This is a genomic window from Delftia sp. WSY_22 (genome assembly GCF_043104185.1).
In the GTDB taxonomy this organism is placed as follows: domain Bacteria; phylum Pseudomonadota; class Gammaproteobacteria; order Burkholderiales; family Burkholderiaceae_C; genus Comamonas; species Comamonas tsuruhatensis.
The window spans coordinates 51,515-69,781 of record NZ_JBICKN010000037.1 but is presented as its reverse complement, the minus strand read 5'-3'; the positions used below and the strand labels follow the sequence as shown (position 1 = coordinate 69,781).

Genomic DNA, 18,267 nt, shown 5'->3' with positions numbered 1-18,267 from the left:
TTACTGACTGACGGGTTAGTAATTTAGGAGAAGCCCTTGAGCCCGTCAAGTGAAATGCATGGCCTTGCGCGCAGCATCGACAATCGGCCACCGTGAAGTCCACCGCTCCCACCCTGCCCGCCTCCCCCGCCCCGGTCACGCACTACGAGAACTTTCCCGTGGCGTCCTGGCTGTGCCCGCCCCGCTTACGCCCGCCGATTGCCGCGCTCTACCACTTCGCACGCACTGCAGACGATCTGGCCGACGAGGGCGACGCCACGCCGCCCGAGCGCCTGGCCGCGCTGGCCGCCTACCGTGCCGACTTGATGGCGCTGGGCACCGAAGGCGAGGCCCCCATGCTCGCCTGCACGGCCTGGCCTCTTGTCTTTGCGGGGCTGGCACCGCAAGTACGCGCCCACCAGCTGCCGCTGGCGCTGATGGACGACCTGCTCAGCGCCTTCGCGCAGGACGTGCGCAAGACCGAATCCGGCGCCACCTACGCCGACCGCGCCGAGCTGCTCGACTACTGCCGCCGCTCGGCCAACCCCGTGGGCCGGCTGCTGCTGCATCTGTACGGGGTGGATGATGCCGAATCGCTGGCCCGCAGCGACGCCATCTGCACCGCCCTGCAGCTGATCAATTTCTGGCAGGACTTCAGCGTGGACCTGCCACGCCAGCGCCACTACCTGACCGATGCCGACTGCGCCGCCCATGGCCTGCGGCGTGAAGACCTGCGCGCCGAGCCCGCTGCACTGACCCCTGCCGTGCGCGCACTGTTGGCCGAGCAGTCGGCCTGGGCGCGTGCACTGATGCAGTCCGGCGCACCGCTGGTGCACCGCCTGCCGGGCCGCATCGGCTGGGAGCTGCGCCTGGTTGTGCAGGGCGGGCTGCGCATCCTGGACAAGGTCGATGCGCTGCAGGGCGCCAGCCTCTACCGCCGCCCCACCGTCGGCAAGGCCGATGCGCCGCTGCTGCTGTGGCGCGCCCTGCGCATGTGATGGCGGGCCGGCCGTTGCGACACCCAGGCTTTGGCTCCCAGCCGTCCATGGGACAATCCCGCCCCATATGAATCCGGATCAGTACGTCCAAGACAAGGCTGCCGCCTCGGGCAGCAGCTTTTATTACGCCTTCCTCTTCCTGCCGCGCGAGCGCCGTGCCGCCATCACCGCCTTTTATGCGTTCTGCCGCGAAGTGGACGACGTGGTGGACGAAGTCTCCGACCCCGGCGTGGCGGCCACCAAGCTCGGCTGGTGGCAGAACGAAGTGCACCAGGCCTTTGCAGGCAAGCCCTCCCATCCCGTGATGCGGGCGCTCATGCCGCATGCCCCGGTCTACGGCATCGAAGAGCGCCACCTGCAGGCCGTCATTGACGGCTGCCGCATGGACCTGGAGCAGACCCGCTACCTCGACTTCCCGGGCCTGGCGCGCTACTGCCACCTGGTCGCAGGCGTGGTCGGCGAAGTGGCCGCGCGCATCTTTGGCCAGACGCAGGAAGAAACCACGGCATACGCCCACAAGATGGGCCTGGCCTTCCAGCTGACCAACATCATCCGCGACGTGGGCGAGGACGCCATGCGCGGACGCATCTACCTGCCCATCAGCGAGCTGCAGCAGTTCGACGTCAAGGCGCATGAGATCACCAAGCGCGAATACTCGGACCGCTTCACCGCGCTGATGCGCTTTCAGGCCGAGCGCGCCCACCGCCTCTACGACGAGGCCCTGGCCCTGCTGCCCGCGGCCGACCGCCGCACGCAAAAGCCCGGCCTGATGATGGCCAGCATCTACCGCACCCTGCTGCGCGAGATCGAGGCCGACGACTTCCGCGTGCTGCACCAGCGCATCAGCCTGCCGCCGCTGCGCAAGCTGTGGCTGGCCTGGAAGATGCAGGCGCTGGGACGCATGGCGCGGTGAGCAGAGACAGCGCCAAAGACAAGCCGCGCACCTCTGTGCCGCGCGCCGCTCAGCCGCGCGCCGCCATCCTCGGCGGAGGCTGGGCCGGCTTCGCGGCCGCCCTCACGCTGGCCCGCAGCGGCTGGCATATCACCCTGCACGAGGCCGCACGCGAGCCCGGCGGCCGTGCGCGCGGCATGGGCCTCGACACGCCACAGGGCCTGCTGCGCGTGGACAACGGCCAGCACATCCTCATCGGTGCCTACACCGAAAGCCTGCGCCTCATGCGCGAGGTGGGCGTGGACCCTGAACGGGCGCTGCACCGCCAGCCCATGGCCCTGCCCTACGCCGATGGCAGCGGCCTGCGCTTTCCCGACTGGCCTGCGCCGCTGGATGCGCTGGCCGGCATTGCCACCGCACGCGGCTGGAGCCTGGGCGAGCGTGCAGCCCTGCTGGCGCGTGCCGTGCGCTGGCGGCTGGCGGGCTTTCGCTGCGCGCCGCAGGCCAATGTGGCCGACCTGTGCGCCGGCCTGCCGCAGCGCCTGGTCAGCGAGTTCATCGACCCGCTGTGCATCTCGGCGCTCAACACACCCATTCACCTGGCCAGCGGCACGGTGTTCCTTCGCGTGCTGCGCGATGCGCTGTTCAGCGGCCGTGGCGGCTCGCATTTCCTGGTGCCGCGCCGTGACCTGGGCAGCCTGTTCCCCGCGCCGGCCGCGCAGTGGCTGCAAGAGCACGGCCACGCCGTGCGCCTGGGCAGCCGCGTGGCCGAACTGCAACCTCAGGGCCCGCACTGGACGCTGGGCGCAGCCCAGGGCGAAGACGCGCCCTTTGACGCCGTGCTGCTGGCCTGCCCCGCGCCCGAGGCGGCGCGCCTGGCACTCACCGCCGCCGAGCACGACAGCCTGCCTGCACGCGACGGCATAGCCCTGCAGCGCTGGGCGCAGCTGGCCCAGGACCTGCAGCACCGCCCCATTGCCACCGTCTATGCGCAGACCGGCGATCCCTCCCACACATTGCCCCCGGGCGCGCCCTGGATGGCGCTGCGCTCCACGCCCGATGCGCCTGCGCAATTCGTCTTCGACCGTGGACAACTCGGCGGCCCGCAGGGCCTGATGGCCTTCGTCATCAGCGACAGCGCATCGGACCGCGAAACCCTGCAGGCCCAGGTGCTGGCCCAGGCCCAGGCGCAGTTGGGCTGGCATGGACTGGTTGCGCTGCGCACCGTGATCGACAAGCGCGCCACCTTCGCCTGCCTGCCCCAACTTCAGCGGCCCGGCCTGGAGCTGGGCCACGGCCTGTGGGCCTGCGGCGATCATGTGGACGGGCCGTATCCGGCCACCATCGAAGGCGCCGTGCGCAGCGGCATGCAGGCTGCCGAGGCCGCAGCCGCAGCCCATCGCACAGCACACACCGACTGACCCCCGGGTATCTCCGTAGCCTGCGGACCCCGGTTTGACAGCAGATTGACAGCCGCCAGCGCCACCATCGCTGGCGCCGCATCTGCTGCGGACCATCCACTACAACGATATCCAGGAGACCAGACATGCCTTCGCGCGACTTTCTTCACCACGCAGACCTGCCCCCGCTCGGCCGCCGCCAACTGCTGGCCGGCACGGGCGCCATGGCCCTGTCTGGCCTGCTGCCTGCGGCCGCGCTGGCGCAGGACGCCTGGCCCACACGGCCCATCCGCTTTGTCGTGCCCTTTGCGCCGGGCGGCAGCTCGGAAATCGTGGCGCGCTCCACGGCGGCCGAGCTGTCCAAGACCCTGGGCCAGAACGTCTTCGTGGACAACAAGCCCGGCGCGGCCGGCAACATCGCCATGCAGGAAGTGGCGCGCGCCGATGACCAGAGCACCGTCATCCTGGGCCACATCGGCACGCTGGCCGTCAATCCCTACATCTTCGACAAGCTGCCCTACGACGCCAACAAGGACTTCCAGCCCGTCAGCCTGCTGGCCAAGGTGCCCAGCCTGTACGTGGTCCACCCCGATGTGCCGGTCAAGAGCCTGCGTGAACTCATCGCCTACGCCAAGAAAAAGCCGGGCCAGCTCAGCTACGGCTCGGCCGGCAATGGCAGCGCCGGGCACCTGGCCTTCGAGTACCTCAAGATGACGGCCGAGATCTTCATGCTGCACGTGCCCTATCGCGGCACGGGGCCCATGATGACGGACCTGATGTCGGGCCGGCTGGACGCCGCCTCGGTCGGCGCCGCCGCCCTGCTGCCCTTCATCAAGGCGGGCAAGGTGCGCTGCATCGCCACGGGATCGACCCAGCGCCTGCCCCAGTTGCCCGACGTGCCCACCGTGGCCGAGCAGGGCTTCCCGGGCTTCGAGATGACGCAGTGGTACGGCATGCTCGCCCCCTCCAGCATGACCAAAGCCCACGTGGACAAGCTGGCCGCCGAGTGCGCCAAGGCCGTCAAGGCGCCGGACGCGCTCAAGCGCCTGCAGGGCGATGCGGCCGAGCCCATCGGCAGCACGCCCCAGCAGTTCGCGCAGTTCATTGCCACCGAGCAGACACGCTGGCAGAAAGTGCTCAAGCGCGCCCAGGTCAAGCCGGACTGAGCGCACACGGACTGACACCCCCAGGCACAGGCCCCGGCATCAGCTGGCCGGGCCAGCCTTCTCGGCCATGGCGCGCAACACGCCCTGGCTGGCCTTTTGCACATGCTCGGCGCTCAGGCGCGCAGCCTGGTCCGCGTCGCCCTGCTCTATTGCCGTCACGATGGCATCCAGCTCGGCCAGCGTCTGCGGCAGGCGCCCGGGCTGGGACATAGAGATGCGCCGCAGCACCGTCACGCGGTTGTTCAACTGCCGCAGCATCTGGCCGGCCACCAGATTGCCGCAGCCCTCGATCAGGATGTCGTAGAACTGGTTCTTGATCGCCAGCAGGGCCACCTTGTCGCTGGCCACGGCGGGCACTGCCAGCTCGCCCAGCTTGGCGCGCAGCGCGGCGCGCTGGCCTGCCGAGGCATGCAGCGCAAAGCCCCGGCTGGCCAGGCCCTCCAGGCTGGCCCGCACCTCGTAGATATCGCGCACTTCCTGCACCGAGATGTCCGTGACCTCGGGGCCACGGTGCGGAACGATGGTGATCAGCCCCTCGGCCTGCAGGTGCTGCAGGGACTCGCGCAGGCACGAACGGCTCACATCAAGGCTCTCGCACAGCTCGCGCTCGGACAGCTTCTGGCCCGGCGCAAACACGCCATCGAGGATGGCCGTGCGCAGGGTCTGCGTCGTGCGCAGGCGCAGCGACGTTTCTTCGCGGGGGACACGCAGCATCTGGTTCATGGGACGAATCCTACCCGCCAATCCAGGGGCCGGACGGACTGACGGATTGTCATACACACACCTGGCGCGGCAGGCAATCCCGATTTTCATCAAGTAGGATTGTCTGACAATCTGATTAAATTCACTCCACCGAAAGACACCTTCACCGCCTTCCATCAGGAGTTTTCATGACCCGAGCCTATGCACCCAAGAACCCCGCCCTTTTCGACCAGGGCCTGTCCACCCGCCGTGAGGTGCTGGGCGCCGAGTATGTCGATGCGTCCATCCAGAACGCCACGGACTTCAACATCGACATGCAGGAGCTGGTCACCCAGTACTGCTGGGGCGATGTCTGGAACCGCCCCGGCCTGGACCGCAAGACGCGCTCCTTCCTGAACCTGGCCATGATCACGGCGCTGAACCGCCCCCATGAACTCAAGCTGCATGTGCGCGGCGCCATCAACAACGGCCTGACCAAGGAAGAGGTCAAGGAGGTCTTCCTGCAGACCGCCATCTACTGCGGCGTGCCGGCCGCCATCGACTCCTTCCGCGTGGCTTCGGAAGTCTTCAAAGAGATGGACATCTGAGGCACGCAGCATGACCACCATAGGATTCATCGGCCTCGGAATGATGGGCCAGCCCATGGCCCACCTGCTGCACGCCGCAGGGCACGCCCTGGTCATCCGGGACGCCGTGCCCGCTGCCACCGCACGATTCGCGCAGGAACATGCGGGTGTGGCCGTGGCATCCGGCGCGGCCGACTTTGCCGGCTGCAGCGTGGTCTTCACCATGCTGCCCGACTCCCGCATCGTCGATGCCGTGGTGGGCGAACTGGCCCCGCACCTGCCGCCCGGCGCCTGCATCATCGACATGAGCTCGGCCGACCCCAGCCACACGCGGGCGCTGGCCGGCCTGCTGGGCGAGCGCGGCATCGGGCTGCTGGATGCGCCGGTCTCCGGCGGCGTCAAGCGCGCCATTGCGGGCACGCTGTCCATCATGGTCGGGGGCGATGCGGACCTGCTCGCCCAGCACCTGCCCCTGCTGCAGCGCATGGGCCAGGCCATCACCCATGTCGGCCCCGTGGGCGCGGGCCATGCGCTCAAGGCGCTGAACAACTATGTCTCGGCAGCGGCCCTGATCGCCACGGCCGAGGCCATCCACGCAGGCGCGGCCTTCGGCATTGCGCCGGCCACCATCGTGGACGTGATCAATGCCTCCACCGGCAAGAACAACACCACCGAAAACAAGGCCCACCAGTTCATGCTGAACGGCGCCTTCAACTCGGGCTTCTCGCTGGCGCTGCAGGCCAAGGACGTGGGCATCGCCCTGTCGCTGGGCCAGGCCATGCACACGCCCATGGCACTGGCCGAACAGGTCAGCGCCATGGCGGCCGAGGCCTCCAGGTCCCTGGGACCCGCCGCCGACCACACCGAGCTGTACAGGTACGTGGCCCCGGCCTGAGCCTGCGCCGTCTCGCCGTCGTCAAGGGCCGCATGCGGCCCTTGCCTTCCTGCCCCACGCCACCAAACACGCCACCGACAACCGGCCGCACAGAGCCGGCGGCCCCTGCACGCGCCTCCAGGAGACAAACCCATGCGCCCCCTCATCCGCAATCCCCTCGCCCAGACCCTTCTCGCCGCCGCGCTGGCAGCAGCCAGCCTTGCCGCCCAGGCCTTCCCCAACAAGCCCGTCACCATCGTCGTTCCCTACGCGGCCGGAGGCTCCACCGACGTGCTGGCCCGCGTGCTGGCCGAGGCCATGACGCGCGACCTGGGCCAGCAGGTCATCGTCGAGAACCTGGGCGGCGCCGGTGGCACCATCGGCACCAGCCGCGTCACACGCGCCCAGGCCGACGGCCACACCCTGCTGCTGCACAACATGGGCATCGCCACGGCGCCCGCGCTCTACAGCAAGCTCTCTTTCGATGTGAGGCGCGACCTGGAACCCATCGCGCTGGCCGGCGACGTGCCCATGATCCTGGTGCGCAGCAAAGGCTTTGCGCCCGCCACGCTGGCGGACTTCATCGCCCACATGAAGGCCAAGCCGGGCGAAGTGCGCTTCTCGCATGCCGGCGTAGGCGCCACCTCCCACCTGTGCGCCATGCTGCTGCTGCAGACCACCTCCACCGAGGCCACCCTGGTGCCCTACCGTGGCACGGGTCCGGCCCTGCAGGACCTGGTGGCAGGCAATGTCGATGTCATCTGCGACCAGCCCGTGGCCACCGGCCCGCACATACAGGCGGGCATGCTCAAGGGCTACGCCGTCGCCACGCGCGAACGCCTGCCCTCCCTGCCCGATGTGCCCACCTTCGCGCAGGCAGGCCAGCCCGGTTTCGAGCTTGCCGTATGGCACGGCCTCTACGCTCCGCGAGGCACGCCCCAGGCCGTCATCGAGCGCCTCAACAAATCCCTGCGCACCGCCCTGGCCGAACCCGCCCTGGTCAAGCGCTTCACGGACATGAGCGTCATCATCCCGCCCGCAGACCGCCTTACCCCCGACGCCCTGCGCCAGCACACCGTCGCAGAAATCAAGCGCTGGGACCCGGTGATCAAGGCTGCGGGGGCCAAGGCCGAGTAACGCCGCACTACGACGACACCGGCCTGCGGGCCACGACATCAAAGCGATGCCAGTGCTTGGGGCCCCGCATGCTGGGGGCCATGCCATCGAACTCATTGAAGGCCAACAGCTCCATGCCATCCAAAAGGCGCAAGACCTGCTCACGCGAATGAAAGCTCATGGACTGCGAATCGGCCCAGGCATCGCGCGGCCCGAAAAAATGACCGGCAAGCACACCGCCCGGACTCAGCGCAGAACGCACCAGCGACCAAAACGCATCGAAGTACTCAGGATGGCAAAAGGGCAGGCTCAGTCCAGCGTGGATCAGATGCGCTGCAGGCAAAGAGGAAAGATCCTCGAAACGGCAAGCCTGCAGCGTCAAAGCGCCGGGCGCCGGCGATGCCAGGGGGCGCAAGCCCTCGATGGCCGCAGGTTCGCTGTCGATGGCGTGGACGCGCCAGCCGGTACTGAGCAGCACGCGGCACTCATGGCCCGCGCCACAGCCCAGATCGATGGCCGCTTTATCTGCCGTATCACCCGCCAACGCGTCAAGCGCCTGCACCAGCAAGGGAGATATCTTGCGTCCCTCGGTAAAGCGGTAGTAGTTCGTCCAGCTCATGGGTGTGACGCCTGCGGCGTCATCTCTCCATCCACCACTGGATGACGATCTTGGCGACGTAGCCGACAAAGCCCACGCCCAGGCCCAGGAAGATCACGAAGGTGCCGAACTTTCCTGCCTTGGACTGGCGTGCCAGCTGCAGGATGATGAACACCATGAAGAGGATGAAGGCCCCCACGCCGTAGGTGAGGAAGAAATGGGCGATCTGTTCTTCTGTATACCCGAATATCACGACAACACCGTCCTACCTCCTCCCCTGCAAGTCCGGTCAGGCCGGGCGGTCCGGCTCAGCGCGCCGCAAAGGTCGACGCATCCACCAGGTCGCGGTACGCATGCCAGCTCGCGTGCCCCAGCAGGGGCATCACGGCCACCAGTCCCAGCAGCCAGCTGCCCAGGCCCAGCAGGGTCAACAACACAATGAGGGCGGCCCACAGTGCCAGAGGCACAGGGTTGGCCAGCACGGCCAACCAACTGGTCAGCACGGCCTGGCGCACCGTCACCCGCCTGTCCAGCATCAGCGGCATGGCCACCACGCTGGACGCAAAAATAGGCGCTGCCAGAAAACTGCCCAGCGCCAGCCATATCGCAAACAACTGCCCGTCGCGGGCCAGCACCACGTGCTGCAGGAAATCCGCCGGAGTGGCAATGCGCACGGGCGAGAGCACGGTGATCAGCGACGCCGACACCAGCACCCAGCCCGTGGCCGCCAGCGACAGCAGCAGCCCGAACTGCACCAGGCACCAGTAGCCGCCCTGCCCCTCGGCCTTGGCCGCATGGCCGTTTTGCCAGCGCGTCCAGGTACGCCGCACCAGGGACAGATCGGCAGCCTCGCCACGCTCCAGCGCACGGCTGATGGCGTAGAGGCTGGTCGCCACGACAGGGCCGACGATCAGGAACCCCGACAGGGCCCCGGCCATCAGCCAAAAGCGATTGTGCCCCAGCGTCAAGATCAAAAACCCGATCAAGGTCAAGACCAGGCCATGAGCCAGGCTCAGCCAGGGTGCCCTGGCCATGTCGCGCGCGCCACGCGCCAGCCAGCTCAGGGGGTATTTCCAGCCGATGCTGTGCACGGCGGGGAGGACGGGGGGGTGGAGGAAAGCTGTGCTGTGGCTGATGGGCATGGCGTGGCGCGGCTTCGCGGGCAGGCAGGGTCAGCTGTCAGCCAGCCCCTGGCACAACTGCGCAAGGCTGGCCACCGTGACGTGGGGCGTGGACCCCTCGTGAGGCCATGCTACGCCCGTGCGGTTGAGCCAGACTGCGTGCATACCCGCATCCATGGCGCCCAGCGCATCGAGCCGCGCGTCGTCGCCAATGTGCAGCACCTCGTCAGGCGCCACGCCAGCCGCCGCCGCTGCCGCGTGGAAAAAGCGCACATCGGGCTTGGCCATGCCGGCCTTGCTGGCGCTCAGCGCGGCATGGAAATGCTCGCCGATGCCCACCACATGCACGCTGGCGTTGCCATTGCTCAAGGCCACCACGGGCCAGCGCGCGGCCAGGAACTGCAGGGCGGGCAGCGCGTCCTCGTACAAGTCCACGCGCTGGCGCTCGGCAAAGAAAAGATCGAAGGCCGGCTCGGCCAGCGCGCCGTCGTCGCCATTGCGCTGCAGCGCCAAGCGGATGGACTCGCGGCGCAGGCCGCTCAGGTCATGGGCCAGGTCGGGACGATCGCGCTCGATCTGCACGCGGATGGCGCGCACGGCGGCCACGTCGCGCAGCGCCGCGGCCGTGGCCGGCGCATGGGTGTGCAGCCAGTCCAGCAGCACCTGTTCGGCACGCGAGATGGCCGGCCACACAGGCCACAGCGTGTCATCCAGATCGATGGATATGGCGCGGATGCGGCCGCTGCGGCGCAACTGCTGCAAGGCGGTCAGTGCAGGGGCAAATGAGGATTCGGCGAGGGGAGCGGTGGTGGCTTGGGACATGGTCCGAGCATAGCGAAGGCAGCCGCTGCAGGCTGCCGCCGGGTCATCGGGCTCGCATGGCAGGCCGCCGCGTCCTGCCACAATCGGGGCCATGCCATCCCGCTTTGCGCCAGAACCCCCATTCCGCCACGACCAACCCCAGCGCACCGCCGTGCTGCTGTGCAACCTTGGAACGCCCGACGCGCCCACGGCCCCGGCCGTGCGCCGCTACCTGGCGCAATTCCTGGGCGACGACCGCGTGGTCGAGATTCCCAGGATTGCCTGGTTGCCCATCCTGCACGGCATCATCCTGCGCACGCGGCCGGCCAAGTCGGCTGCCAAGTACGCCACCGTCTGGCATGAGAAGGACGGCTCCCCCCTGCAGCACTGGAGCGAGCGCCAGGCCCTGCTGCTGCGCGGCTGGCTGGGCGAGGCCGGGCACAACGTGCTGGTGCGCCATGCCATGCGCTACGGCAACCCCTCCATCCCCAGCGTGCTCGATGCCCTCAAGGCCGAAGGCGCCACGCGCATCCTCATCCTGCCGCTGTACCCGCAGTACTCGGGTACGACCACGGCCAGCGTGTTCGACGCGGTCTACGACTGGGGCCGCACCCAGCGCCACATCCCCGAGCTGCGCTTCGTCAACCGCTACCACGACGACGCTTCCTACATCGACGCGCTGGCCCAGCGCATCGAGGCCCATTGGCGCGGCAACGGCCGTGGCGAAAAGCTGGTCATGAGCTTTCACGGCGTGCCCGAGCGCACGCTGCACCTGGGCGACCCCTACCACTGCGAATCGCGCAAGACCGCAAGGCTGCTGGCCGAGCGCCTGGGCCTGTCGCCCTCGCAATACCTGGTGACCTTCCAGTCGCGCTTTGGCAAGGCCAAATGGCTGGAGCCCTATACCGAGCCCTCGCTGATCGAGCTGGCACGCAGCGGCACCAAGCGCGTGGACGTGGTCTGCCCCGGCTTCACCAGCGACTGCCTGGAAACGCTGGAGGAAATCAGCCAGGAAGCGCGCGAGGCCTTCATGCATGCGGGCGGCGAGCAGTTCGAGTACATCGCCTGCCTCAACGACAGCGCACCCTGGATCACGGCGCTGAGCCGCATCGCCCAGCAGCACCTGCAGGGCTGGCCCACGCAGAAGGCGCCGCAGGCCGACCTCGACGCCAGCCTGGAGCGCGCCAAGGCCGTGGGCGCACAGCGCTGAGGCCGTCCTGCATCCTGTGCACCGCGCCATATAACCCTGCCTCATGAGCAGAATGCATAAGCATCTTTGTATATAGATGCTGCAAGCGGGACAATTGCACCTCTGTTGCTTGTCCCGCCGGTCTTCCATGGCCGGCCCCAGCCATCATGACCAAGACCTTTTCCCCTGCTCTGCGCCTGGCGGCCCCGCTGCTGGCGCTGGGCCTCGCCTGCACTGCCCTGGGCACGGCCCACGCCGCCGAACCCCTGCTCACGCCCGCAGGCGTACAGGCCGCCGCCGGCCAGGACGCCGTGCGCATCATCGACATCCGCGATCCCAAGGCCTATGGCGAGCGCCACATTCCCGGTGCGCTCAACGCTCCCTACGGCAAATGGCGCGGCCCCGCCACCAATCCCGGCGAACTGCCCGAGCTGCCCAAGCTCACCGAACTCGTGCAGTCCCTGGGGCTGACGCCGGCCACCCACGCCATCGTGGTCTCCACGGGCGCGGACGCCACCGACTTCGGCGCCGCAGCGCGCGTGTACTGGACGCTCAAGCTGCTGGGCCTCAAGGAGCTGTCCGTGCTCAACGGCGGCATGAAGGCCTGGAACGAGCAAAAGCTCCCGCAGGACAACGAGGCCGTCAAAGTGGCCCGCAGCAGCTACCAGCCCCAGCTGGACACCAGCCTGATCGCCACGCGCGAGGATGTGGGCCAGCATGTCAGGCTCAGCAACGCCGCCCTGGTGGACTCGCGCCCCGACGCCTTCTACCAGGGCAAGACGCGCGCGCCGGCCGCCAAGCTCTCGGGCACCCTGCCCGGCGCGCAGCAGCTGGACTTCAACCAGTGGTTCGTGCCCGGCACCTCCACCTTTGTCGATACCGCAACGGCCAAGCAGATCGCGGCCAAGGTCAAGCGCGAGCAGGGCCAGGACATGGTGGCCTTCTGCAACACCGGCCACTGGGCGGCCACCGACTGGTTCGGCCTGTCCGAAGTCGCGGGCCTGCCGGGCGTCAAGCTGTATGCGGGCTCCATGGTGGACTGGACGCAGCAGGCCGATGCGCCGCCCATGGCCAACCAGCCCGGCCGCGCCGAATCCCTGGCCTACGACGCCAAGCAGTGGTGGGAAAAAAAGTTCAAATAAACACTCCCTGAGGCGCTTGCGCGCCTTTCCCCCGTGGCACGGCGACTCTCTACCCGCTTCGCGGGGGAGGGCGACTGCATGGAGAAAAATGATATGAAACGACTTCCTCTTGCGGCCATCCTGGCCGTTTTCTTTGGCTGGCTGCTGTGGAGCGTCTCGGTGCGCCAGGCCGCGCTGTTCGCCGTGGGCCTGGGCCTGGGCGCGGTGCTGGCCGGCAAGCGCTTCGGCTTCACCACGGGCTGGCGCATGCTGATCGAGGACAAGGACGCCAGCGGCGTCTTCGGCCAGTTGCTGCTGCTGGCGCTGGCCGCCGCGCTGGCCATGCCGCTGCTGGGCCACTATCCCGAACTCACGGCTGCCCTGGGCCCGCCCAGCATCAGCCTGCTGGTGGGTGCCTTCGTCTTCGGCCTGTGCATGCAGATCGCGGACGGCTGCGGCAGCGGCACGCTGTACAAGGCCGGCATGGGCATTCCCATGAATGCGGCCATCCTGCCCGTGTTTGCCATCGGCAGCTTCCTGGGCAGCCTGCACCTGGGCTGGTGGCTGGACCTGGGCAACACCCAGCCCGTGGGCCTGGTCACGGCCTGGGGCTGGGCCCCTGCCCTGCTGGCCACGCTGGCTGCGCTGGCCGTGGTCGCGCTGGGCGTGGCCTGGTATGTGCGTGGCGCCAACGTGGCACTCAAGCGCCCCGCCAAGCCGCTGTTCGTGCGCAAGTGGGTGGTGGGCGCCGTGCTGCTGGCCGTGCTGGCCACGCTCAACCTCATCATTGCGGGCCAGCCCTGGGGCGTGGTCTACGGCTTCGGCCTGTGGGCCGCCAAGATCGCCAACGCCACAGGCGCCGTGGACCTGGCCGGCAACTGGTTCTGGAGCCAGCCCGGCAACGCCGCGCGCCTGCACGAGACCGTGCTGCTGGACGTGACCAGCATCACCAACATCGGCATCCTGGGCGGCGCCCTGTGGGTGGCTGCCGCCAAGCCCGTCAATGCCAAGCCGCTCACTGGCACGCAATGGATGGTGGCCCTGGTGGCAGGCCTGGTGCTGGGCTACAGCTCGCGCCTGGCTTTCGGCTGCAATGTGGGCGCCATGCTCTCGGGCATCTCCACGGGCAGCATCCACGGCTGGATCTGGGTGCCGCTGGCCTTTGCCGGCACCATCTTCGGCCTGCGCATCCGCCGCCACTTCAACTTCTGAAAGGACCCGCCATGACACAACAGAACAGCCTGCGCGCGGTCTTCTGGGCCGTGCTCGTCCTCTTCCTGGCCTGGGACCACCTGCACTCGCCCCCCGTGGACCTGCGCTTCGAGGCACCGCTGATCGCGGCCGGATCGGGCAAGGCCACGCAAGGCGGGCATTGCTCGATGCCGGCGGGCAAATAGACCAAGACCAAGGCCAAGGTCAGGGGACGCTGGGCGCCGGCCCCTCATCCGCGCCAGCCGTCACGGGCAGCGGCGCGGTTTCCACATCGAAGCCGGCCGCCTGCCAGGCCTTGAGGCCGCCCACCAGCGGGCGCACGTTGGCGAAGCCCGCGCGCTGCAGCTGGCGCGCCAGCCGCGCGGCCGAGATTTCATTGGGACAGTCGCAATAGACCACCACCCCGTGGGGATGGTCGTGCTGGGGCAGCAGGTGCGCATGCGACTCGCCGCCATCGCGCGGGCGCAGCTCCCAGGACTGTGCACCCGGGATATGGCCCTGGCGGTACTGCGGCAGGGCGCGCACATCGATCACCGTGGGCTGCATGCCCTGGGCATGCAGGCCCGCCAGCTCGCGCACCGACATGCGCGGCATGCGCAGGGACCGCACCATGCGATGGCGCTGCCACCACTTGCGCACGATGAACAGCCCCAGCGCCACGGCCAGCAGCAACAGGCCCCAGTGGCCCAGCGCGGTGAGCACGCCCAGCAGGTCTTCCACCGTGGAGCTGAACAGCGAGCCCAGGTACACGGCCGACCCTACCCAGATCAGCGCACCCAGCCCGTCATACAGCACGAAGCTGCGCAGCGGCGTGCCCATCACGCCGGCCAGCGCGCTGGCGATGGAGGCGAAGCCCGGCACGAACTTGGCCACCAGCAGCGACCTTGCGCCCCAGCGGCCGTAGACGGTCTCGGTCTGGCGGATGCAGGCATCGGGTGACAGCGAGATGCGGCAGATGCGTCCCAGCACACGGTGGCCGTAGGCCTTGCCGGCCTGGTACCAGAACAGGTCGGCAATCAGCGCCGCGCTCACGGCCACGGCCACCAGCCACAGCAGGCGCACCCAGTCGGCGCCTTCCAGCGCACCGGTCACGACCAGCACCGGGTAGGCCGGAATCGGCGCGCCCAATTGCTCGACGAACACATTGAGAAAGACGATGCCGAAGCCGTACTCGCGGATCAGCTCCACCAGAAAACCCATGTCAGGCCTCTCTTGCCCAGACGGTGCCCGCACCCGAAAAAGAAGGCGAGGCTGCACCCGTCGCAAATGCTAGCGCGGCTGCAACATCCGCGCCCGGCCCGGGTTGATGCTCAGCCGCGCTGCAGATGCTCCAGCACCCATTGCCAGTGCGCGGGCACGTTCAGCGCCGGCGCATGGCCGCAGCCGGGCACCTCCTGCCAGTGCAGCAGGCCGCGCGCGCCGGGGCCGCGCGTGGTCATTTCCCTGGCCACCTCGGGCAGCACCAGGTCCGAGTCCACGCCCCGCAGCAGCAGCACGGGGATCTCCAGCGCGTCGTAGTGCGGCCAGATGCCGTAGTCGTCGTCATGGGCCGTGAACTGCTCGATCATGGCCGGGTCGTAGTGCGGCGTGACGCGCCCATCGGGCAGGCGGCGCACGCTGGTTTCGGTGAGCTTGCGCCACTCGGCCTCGCCGAGCCAGCCATAGGGCCGGTAGGCCTGGCGAAAAAAGGCCTCCAGCTCGCCCACGGTGTCGAAGGCCGGCGGCTCACCCGCATAGGCCTTGATGCGCGCCAGCGCTGACTCGGCCAGTTGCGGCGCATTGTCGTTGAGCACCAGCGTCGCAATGCGGGCGCGCAGCGAAGGCTCGAACAGGCCCGAGGCGCAGACCGTGCCGATGGCCCCGCCCATGGACGTGCCCACCCAATGCGCGCGCTCCAGCCCCAGCGCATCGAACAGCCCGCGCGCAATGCGGGCGTAGAAGCCCAGCCGGTATTCCTCGCGCGGCGCGCGGCTCCACTGGCTCAGGCCCCGGCCCAGCGTGTCGGGGCAGACCACGCGCCAGCCCTGCCCCGCCAGGAACTGCGCCAGCGCATCCATGTCGCGCCCCGTGCGTGCCAGCCCGTGCCAGGCGATGACCGTACCCGCAGGCTCCGCGCCGGGCGCAGGCTGCCAGTCCATGTAGTGGATCTCATAGCCCGAGCAGTGCGCGTAGCGGGAATCCGGCACGGCAACAAAAGGGGATGCGGACGAGGGTGATGCTGTGGAAGCCATGGAAGAAATCTCTGTGCAGGAGCGGCCGGCCGCCGTGGCAGCCGGCCGCCCCGGGGCCTGGCTCACTCAGGGATGCGGATCAGCCCGTCGCTGACCTCGATGGTGTTGGCCGTTGCGGGCCGCGTCACGAAGGGCGGCACCTGGGCCGCCGTGATGGCAGGCGCCGCGCCCGGCTGGCCGCCGCGCGGCGTGGTGCGCACCACCTGGCTGGCCGGCAGTGCCGTGCTGCTGCGCAGGTTGGCCCACACGGCATCCATGGCCTGGTTGAAGTACGGGTGCAGCGGCACGAAGCGCGTGTCGAAGCCCGAGAACGGCAGGAAGGCATCGAAGTGCTGGGCATTCACCACCTCGATATAGCGCAGCCGCGTGCTGGAGCCATCCAGGCCACGGTTGAGCACCGTGTAGGCGCGCGCATTGTGGTTGACCGGCACCAGCGCATCGCTGCGGCCCGCCACGATGATGGTGGGCTTGCCGCGCAGCCTGCCGGTATGCAGCACCTCGTTGATGCCGGCGCGCACGGCGTCGCTCTGGGCGCGCGTGGGCACGCTGCTCTCGGACAGGTTGAAGCCGGTCACCGGATCGAAGCCCGTCACCAGCGCGTGCTGGCACAGCGCGTTGTCCAGCCCGAAGTCGGCCACGCGCGTGGAGGGCGACACGGCAAACTGCCAGGCCTTGGCCCCGCCCACCGAGTCGTTGTAGACCACCGTGGCGGGCGTGCCGTTGGCCGTGCCATTGGCCGTGGCAAAGCTCTGGGCCAGCGCGGCCCCCGTGGCGGGCACCACGTCGCCCGTGGCATTGACGGCCGCAAAGCTGGTGCGGCACAGGTTGGCATCCACGCCAAACCGGCCATAGGCCATGGTGTACATGGCCGACAGGATGGGGCCGTTGCCCAGCGCGTAGTGGGCGTTGTGCATGCGGTCGTGGTCGCGCGTCCAGCCGTACAGGCGCAGCTTGCTCAGCGCATTGGCGGCGCGGTCGGCCGTGGTGGCGCCGATGACCAGGCCCTTGGCGGCCAGGCTGGTGCAGCGTGCCTCGGCACGCGCCGTCATGGCGGTGAGGCCTATGTAGTTGAAGATCGAGGTCTCGGTCAGCGCCGCATCGGGAGCCAGCGCCGCGCAGGGCTGGTAGATGTTGCCGTAGGTGGTGTACTCGGCCAGCGTGCGGCCCGGGTTGGGCATGGTCGCATTGCCCACGGCAATGGTGTAGCCCTGGCGCGTGGGCATCTCGGTCACGGGTTCGGAGGCCACCACGCCGTCGATCAGGCCGTCCGTATCCAGCTCGGCCGCACGCAGCACGGCCGCGCCGCCGTTGGAGGCCGAGCCCGCCAGCACCAGCGTGTTGTCCTTGCCGAAGGGCACGGGGTCCTGCGTGGTGCCATAGCGGGCATTGAGCACGTACAGCGCATAGCGGGCCGCGGCCAGCGTGTCGTTGCCCCAGTCCTTTTCAGGGTTCTGCTGGGAATGCGCGTGCTTGATGGCAATGCGGTTGGGAAACGCCGCGTTGTAGGCGGCGCGCGCCGCATCGGTCAGCCGTGCGGCAAAGAAGGACAGGCTGCCCGCATCCGTGCGCGTGGCGCGCGTGCCGTCCAGCTTGTTGACGGTGTCGTCGCTCAGGTTGTGCAGGCCCACGCCCTTGCCCGCATCGGTCAGCGCCACGGCGCAGCCCTTTTTCAGGCCCCACTCGCCCGCCGTGCCGATGGCGCCATACACGCCGCGCGAGCCAGAGGACGGGCCCAGCACGATGCACGGCCGGTTGCGGTCAAAACTGTCCGGCACCTGCACGGCCACCATGGTCTGCTTGCGGCCCGTGCCGTCGTCCAGCACGGCCAGGTACTCGCGCCCGGGGATCAGCCCTTCGCCCGCAGTCACCTGCCCGTCTGCCGTGATGTTGGGGCCGTACAGCGTGCCGTAGCCGCCGCCCGCCGTGGGGTCCAGGATGCCCCGGTAGTTGGAGTACAGCGCATTGCGCCGAAGCTCCGCCGCCGTGGGATTGGCCGGGTCCGCGTACAGGGGCGCGGCTGCGGCGCCCAGGCCCGTCTTGCCCAGGCCGCCCGTCAGCAAGTCCTGCGTGGCTGCCGTGGCGCCCGTGCCGGTGGCCGTGGCCGGATACACCGTGGCGCCCAGCTCGGTAAAGCCCTTGGGCAGGTCGTTGCTGGGCTCACGCTCGCCGCTGCCGCAGGCCGCCAGCGCGGCCGCCGCCAGCGCCGTGACGGCCCAGCGCCACGGGGTTGCAGGAATCGACGACACCATCTCTTCACGCTTCAACATGCCCATCTCCTTGTGGTAGTTCTCTGATGCACGA

At 68.9% G+C, this 18,267-nt stretch carries 19 protein-coding genes; 11 read left to right on the top strand and 8 right to left on the bottom strand.

The window, feature by feature from the left end; genetic code table 11:
- Nucleotides 1-92 precede the first annotated feature (92 nt).
- The 4 genes from hpnC to ACF8NF_RS19675 all read left to right on the top strand — a co-directional run bounded on the left by hpnC (nucleotide 93) and on the right by ACF8NF_RS19675 (nucleotide 4,435).
- Nucleotides 93-977, top strand: coding sequence for a squalene synthase HpnC (gene hpnC / locus ACF8NF_RS19690; RefSeq protein ID WP_392451093.1), 885 nt, complete (start codon nucleotides 93-95; stop codon nucleotides 975-977).
- A gap of 67 nt (nucleotides 978-1,044) precedes the next feature.
- Nucleotides 1,045-1,890, top strand: a complete 846-nt coding sequence (gene hpnD / locus ACF8NF_RS19685) for a presqualene diphosphate synthase HpnD (protein ID WP_017404285.1) — start codon at nucleotides 1,045-1,047, stop codon at nucleotides 1,888-1,890.
- On the top strand, nucleotides 1,887-3,290 hold the full coding sequence (gene hpnE / locus ACF8NF_RS19680; protein WP_392451092.1) for a hydroxysqualene dehydroxylase HpnE: 1,404 nt from the start codon (nucleotides 1,887-1,889) through the stop codon (nucleotides 3,288-3,290). The genes hpnD and hpnE overlap by 4 nt, the downstream gene beginning before the upstream one ends.
- 125 nt (nucleotides 3,291-3,415) lie before the next feature.
- Nucleotides 3,416-4,435 carry a Bug family tripartite tricarboxylate transporter substrate binding protein gene (locus tag ACF8NF_RS19675; protein ID WP_392451091.1) on the top strand — a complete coding sequence of 340 codons (1,020 nt, stop codon included), beginning with the start codon at nucleotides 3,416-3,418 and terminating at the stop codon, nucleotides 4,433-4,435.
- A 39-nt stretch (nucleotides 4,436-4,474) separates the two neighbouring features.
- Here the strand turns inward: ACF8NF_RS19675 and ACF8NF_RS19670 are convergent, their stop codons facing one another.
- On the bottom strand, nucleotides 4,475-5,158 hold the full coding sequence (locus tag ACF8NF_RS19670) for a GntR family transcriptional regulator (protein WP_016454064.1): 684 nt from the start codon (nucleotides 5,156-5,158) through the stop codon (nucleotides 4,475-4,477).
- Nucleotides 5,159-5,325: 167 nt separating this feature from the next.
- On the opposite strand from ACF8NF_RS19670, the gene ACF8NF_RS19665 reads away from it, so the two are divergent.
- From ACF8NF_RS19665 to ACF8NF_RS19655, 3 genes are all read left to right on the top strand, one after another.
- The gene (locus ACF8NF_RS19665; RefSeq protein ID WP_016454063.1) at nucleotides 5,326-5,724 is read left to right on the top strand and encodes a carboxymuconolactone decarboxylase family protein; all 399 of its coding nucleotides are present in this window, start codon (nucleotides 5,326-5,328) and stop codon (nucleotides 5,722-5,724) included.
- Nucleotides 5,725-5,734: 10 nt separating this feature from the next.
- The gene (locus tag ACF8NF_RS19660) at nucleotides 5,735-6,598 is read left to right on the top strand and encodes an NAD(P)-dependent oxidoreductase (protein ID WP_016449597.1); all 864 of its coding nucleotides are present in this window, start codon (nucleotides 5,735-5,737) and stop codon (nucleotides 6,596-6,598) included.
- Nucleotides 6,599-6,730: 132 nt separating this feature from the next.
- Nucleotides 6,731-7,714, top strand: coding sequence for a tripartite tricarboxylate transporter substrate binding protein BugD (locus ACF8NF_RS19655; RefSeq protein ID WP_203399706.1), 984 nt, complete (start codon nucleotides 6,731-6,733; stop codon nucleotides 7,712-7,714).
- 7 nt (nucleotides 7,715-7,721) lie between these two features.
- Here the strand turns inward: ACF8NF_RS19655 and ACF8NF_RS19650 are convergent, their stop codons facing one another.
- Genes ACF8NF_RS19650 through ACF8NF_RS19635 form a run of 4 tightly spaced genes read right to left on the bottom strand, consistent with a single transcriptional unit; the run spans nucleotide 7,722 to nucleotide 10,234 of the window.
- Nucleotides 7,722-8,312, bottom strand: coding sequence for a class I SAM-dependent methyltransferase (locus ACF8NF_RS19650; RefSeq protein WP_126311874.1), 591 nt, complete (start codon nucleotides 8,310-8,312; stop codon nucleotides 7,722-7,724).
- Between the two features lie 19 nt (nucleotides 8,313-8,331).
- Complete coding sequence (locus tag ACF8NF_RS19645; protein WP_016449600.1) at nucleotides 8,332-8,544, bottom strand: DUF2788 domain-containing protein; 213 nt, start codon at nucleotides 8,542-8,544, stop codon at nucleotides 8,332-8,334.
- Nucleotides 8,545-8,599: 55 nt separating this feature from the next.
- Nucleotides 8,600-9,433, bottom strand: coding sequence for a DUF2189 domain-containing protein (locus ACF8NF_RS19640; RefSeq protein ID WP_392451090.1), 834 nt, complete (start codon nucleotides 9,431-9,433; stop codon nucleotides 8,600-8,602).
- A gap of 30 nt (nucleotides 9,434-9,463) precedes the next feature.
- Nucleotides 9,464-10,234, bottom strand: coding sequence for an HAD family hydrolase (locus ACF8NF_RS19635; protein ID WP_016449602.1), 771 nt, complete (start codon nucleotides 10,232-10,234; stop codon nucleotides 9,464-9,466).
- Between the two features lie 91 nt (nucleotides 10,235-10,325).
- On the opposite strand from ACF8NF_RS19635, the gene hemH reads away from it, so the two are divergent.
- From hemH to ACF8NF_RS19615, 4 genes are all read left to right on the top strand, one after another.
- Nucleotides 10,326-11,423: a ferrochelatase gene (hemH, locus tag ACF8NF_RS19630; protein WP_203399708.1), complete on the top strand. Its 1,098-nt coding sequence runs from the start codon at nucleotides 10,326-10,328 to the stop codon at nucleotides 11,421-11,423.
- Between the two features lie 146 nt (nucleotides 11,424-11,569).
- Entirely contained in the window at nucleotides 11,570-12,544 is a 975-nt protein-coding gene (locus ACF8NF_RS19625; RefSeq protein ID WP_017404609.1) for a sulfurtransferase, read from the top strand.
- A 93-nt stretch (nucleotides 12,545-12,637) separates the two neighbouring features.
- Nucleotides 12,638-13,735 carry a YeeE/YedE thiosulfate transporter family protein gene (locus ACF8NF_RS19620; protein WP_016454056.1) on the top strand — a complete coding sequence of 366 codons (1,098 nt, stop codon included), beginning with the start codon at nucleotides 12,638-12,640 and terminating at the stop codon, nucleotides 13,733-13,735.
- An 11-nt stretch (nucleotides 13,736-13,746) separates the two neighbouring features.
- On the top strand, nucleotides 13,747-13,920 hold the full coding sequence (locus ACF8NF_RS19615) for a hypothetical protein (RefSeq protein WP_016449605.1): 174 nt from the start codon (nucleotides 13,747-13,749) through the stop codon (nucleotides 13,918-13,920).
- 19 nt (nucleotides 13,921-13,939) lie between these two features.
- Here ACF8NF_RS19615 and ACF8NF_RS19610 read toward each other — a convergent pair whose 3' ends face one another.
- The 3 genes from ACF8NF_RS19610 to ACF8NF_RS19600 form a co-directional block, all read right to left on the bottom strand.
- Nucleotides 13,940-14,935, bottom strand: coding sequence for a rhodanese-like domain-containing protein (locus ACF8NF_RS19610; RefSeq protein WP_392451089.1), 996 nt, complete (start codon nucleotides 14,933-14,935; stop codon nucleotides 13,940-13,942).
- A 110-nt stretch (nucleotides 14,936-15,045) separates the two neighbouring features.
- Nucleotides 15,046-15,966 carry an alpha/beta fold hydrolase gene (locus tag ACF8NF_RS19605; RefSeq protein WP_026062925.1) on the bottom strand — a complete coding sequence of 307 codons (921 nt, stop codon included), beginning with the start codon at nucleotides 15,964-15,966 and terminating at the stop codon, nucleotides 15,046-15,048.
- A 62-nt stretch (nucleotides 15,967-16,028) separates the two neighbouring features.
- Nucleotides 16,029-18,233 carry a 3-hydroxybutyrate oligomer hydrolase family protein gene (locus tag ACF8NF_RS19600; protein ID WP_392451088.1) on the bottom strand — a complete coding sequence of 735 codons (2,205 nt, stop codon included), beginning with the start codon at nucleotides 18,231-18,233 and terminating at the stop codon, nucleotides 16,029-16,031.
- Nucleotides 18,234-18,267: the final 34 nt, after the last annotated feature.

Bases quoted from the DNA above. Each gene is read 5' to 3' on its own strand.
- ACF8NF_RS19665 (WP_016454063.1), top strand. From the start codon at position 5,326: ATGACCCGAGCCTATGCACCCAAGAACCCCGCCCTTTTCGACCAGGGC.
- ACF8NF_RS19650 (WP_126311874.1), bottom strand. From the start codon at position 8,312: ATGAGCTGGACGAACTACTACCGCTTTACCGAGGGACGCAAGATATCT.
- ACF8NF_RS19600 (WP_392451088.1), bottom strand. From the start codon at position 18,233: ATGTTGAAGCGTGAAGAGATGGTGTCGTCGATTCCTGCAACCCCGTGG.
- hemH (WP_203399708.1), top strand. From the start codon at position 10,326: ATGCCATCCCGCTTTGCGCCAGAACCCCCATTCCGCCACGACCAACCC.
- ACF8NF_RS19615 (WP_016449605.1), top strand. From the start codon at position 13,747: ATGACACAACAGAACAGCCTGCGCGCGGTCTTCTGGGCCGTGCTCGTC.
- ACF8NF_RS19625 (WP_017404609.1), top strand. From the start codon at position 11,570: ATGACCAAGACCTTTTCCCCTGCTCTGCGCCTGGCGGCCCCGCTGCTG.
- ACF8NF_RS19670 (WP_016454064.1), bottom strand. From the start codon at position 5,158: ATGAACCAGATGCTGCGTGTCCCCCGCGAAGAAACGTCGCTGCGCCTG.
- ACF8NF_RS19660 (WP_016449597.1), top strand. From the start codon at position 5,735: ATGACCACCATAGGATTCATCGGCCTCGGAATGATGGGCCAGCCCATG.
- ACF8NF_RS19640 (WP_392451090.1), bottom strand. From the start codon at position 9,433: ATGCCCATCAGCCACAGCACAGCTTTCCTCCACCCCCCCGTCCTCCCC.
- ACF8NF_RS19605 (WP_026062925.1), bottom strand. From the start codon at position 15,966: ATGGCTTCCACAGCATCACCCTCGTCCGCATCCCCTTTTGTTGCCGTG.
- ACF8NF_RS19655 (WP_203399706.1), top strand. From the start codon at position 6,731: ATGCGCCCCCTCATCCGCAATCCCCTCGCCCAGACCCTTCTCGCCGCC.
- ACF8NF_RS19635 (WP_016449602.1), bottom strand. From the start codon at position 10,234: ATGTCCCAAGCCACCACCGCTCCCCTCGCCGAATCCTCATTTGCCCCT.
- hpnD (WP_017404285.1), top strand. From the start codon at position 1,045: ATGAATCCGGATCAGTACGTCCAAGACAAGGCTGCCGCCTCGGGCAGC.
- ACF8NF_RS19610 (WP_392451089.1), bottom strand. From the start codon at position 14,935: ATGGGTTTTCTGGTGGAGCTGATCCGCGAGTACGGCTTCGGCATCGTC.
- ACF8NF_RS19620 (WP_016454056.1), top strand. From the start codon at position 12,638: ATGAAACGACTTCCTCTTGCGGCCATCCTGGCCGTTTTCTTTGGCTGG.
- ACF8NF_RS19675 (WP_392451091.1), top strand. From the start codon at position 3,416: ATGCCTTCGCGCGACTTTCTTCACCACGCAGACCTGCCCCCGCTCGGC.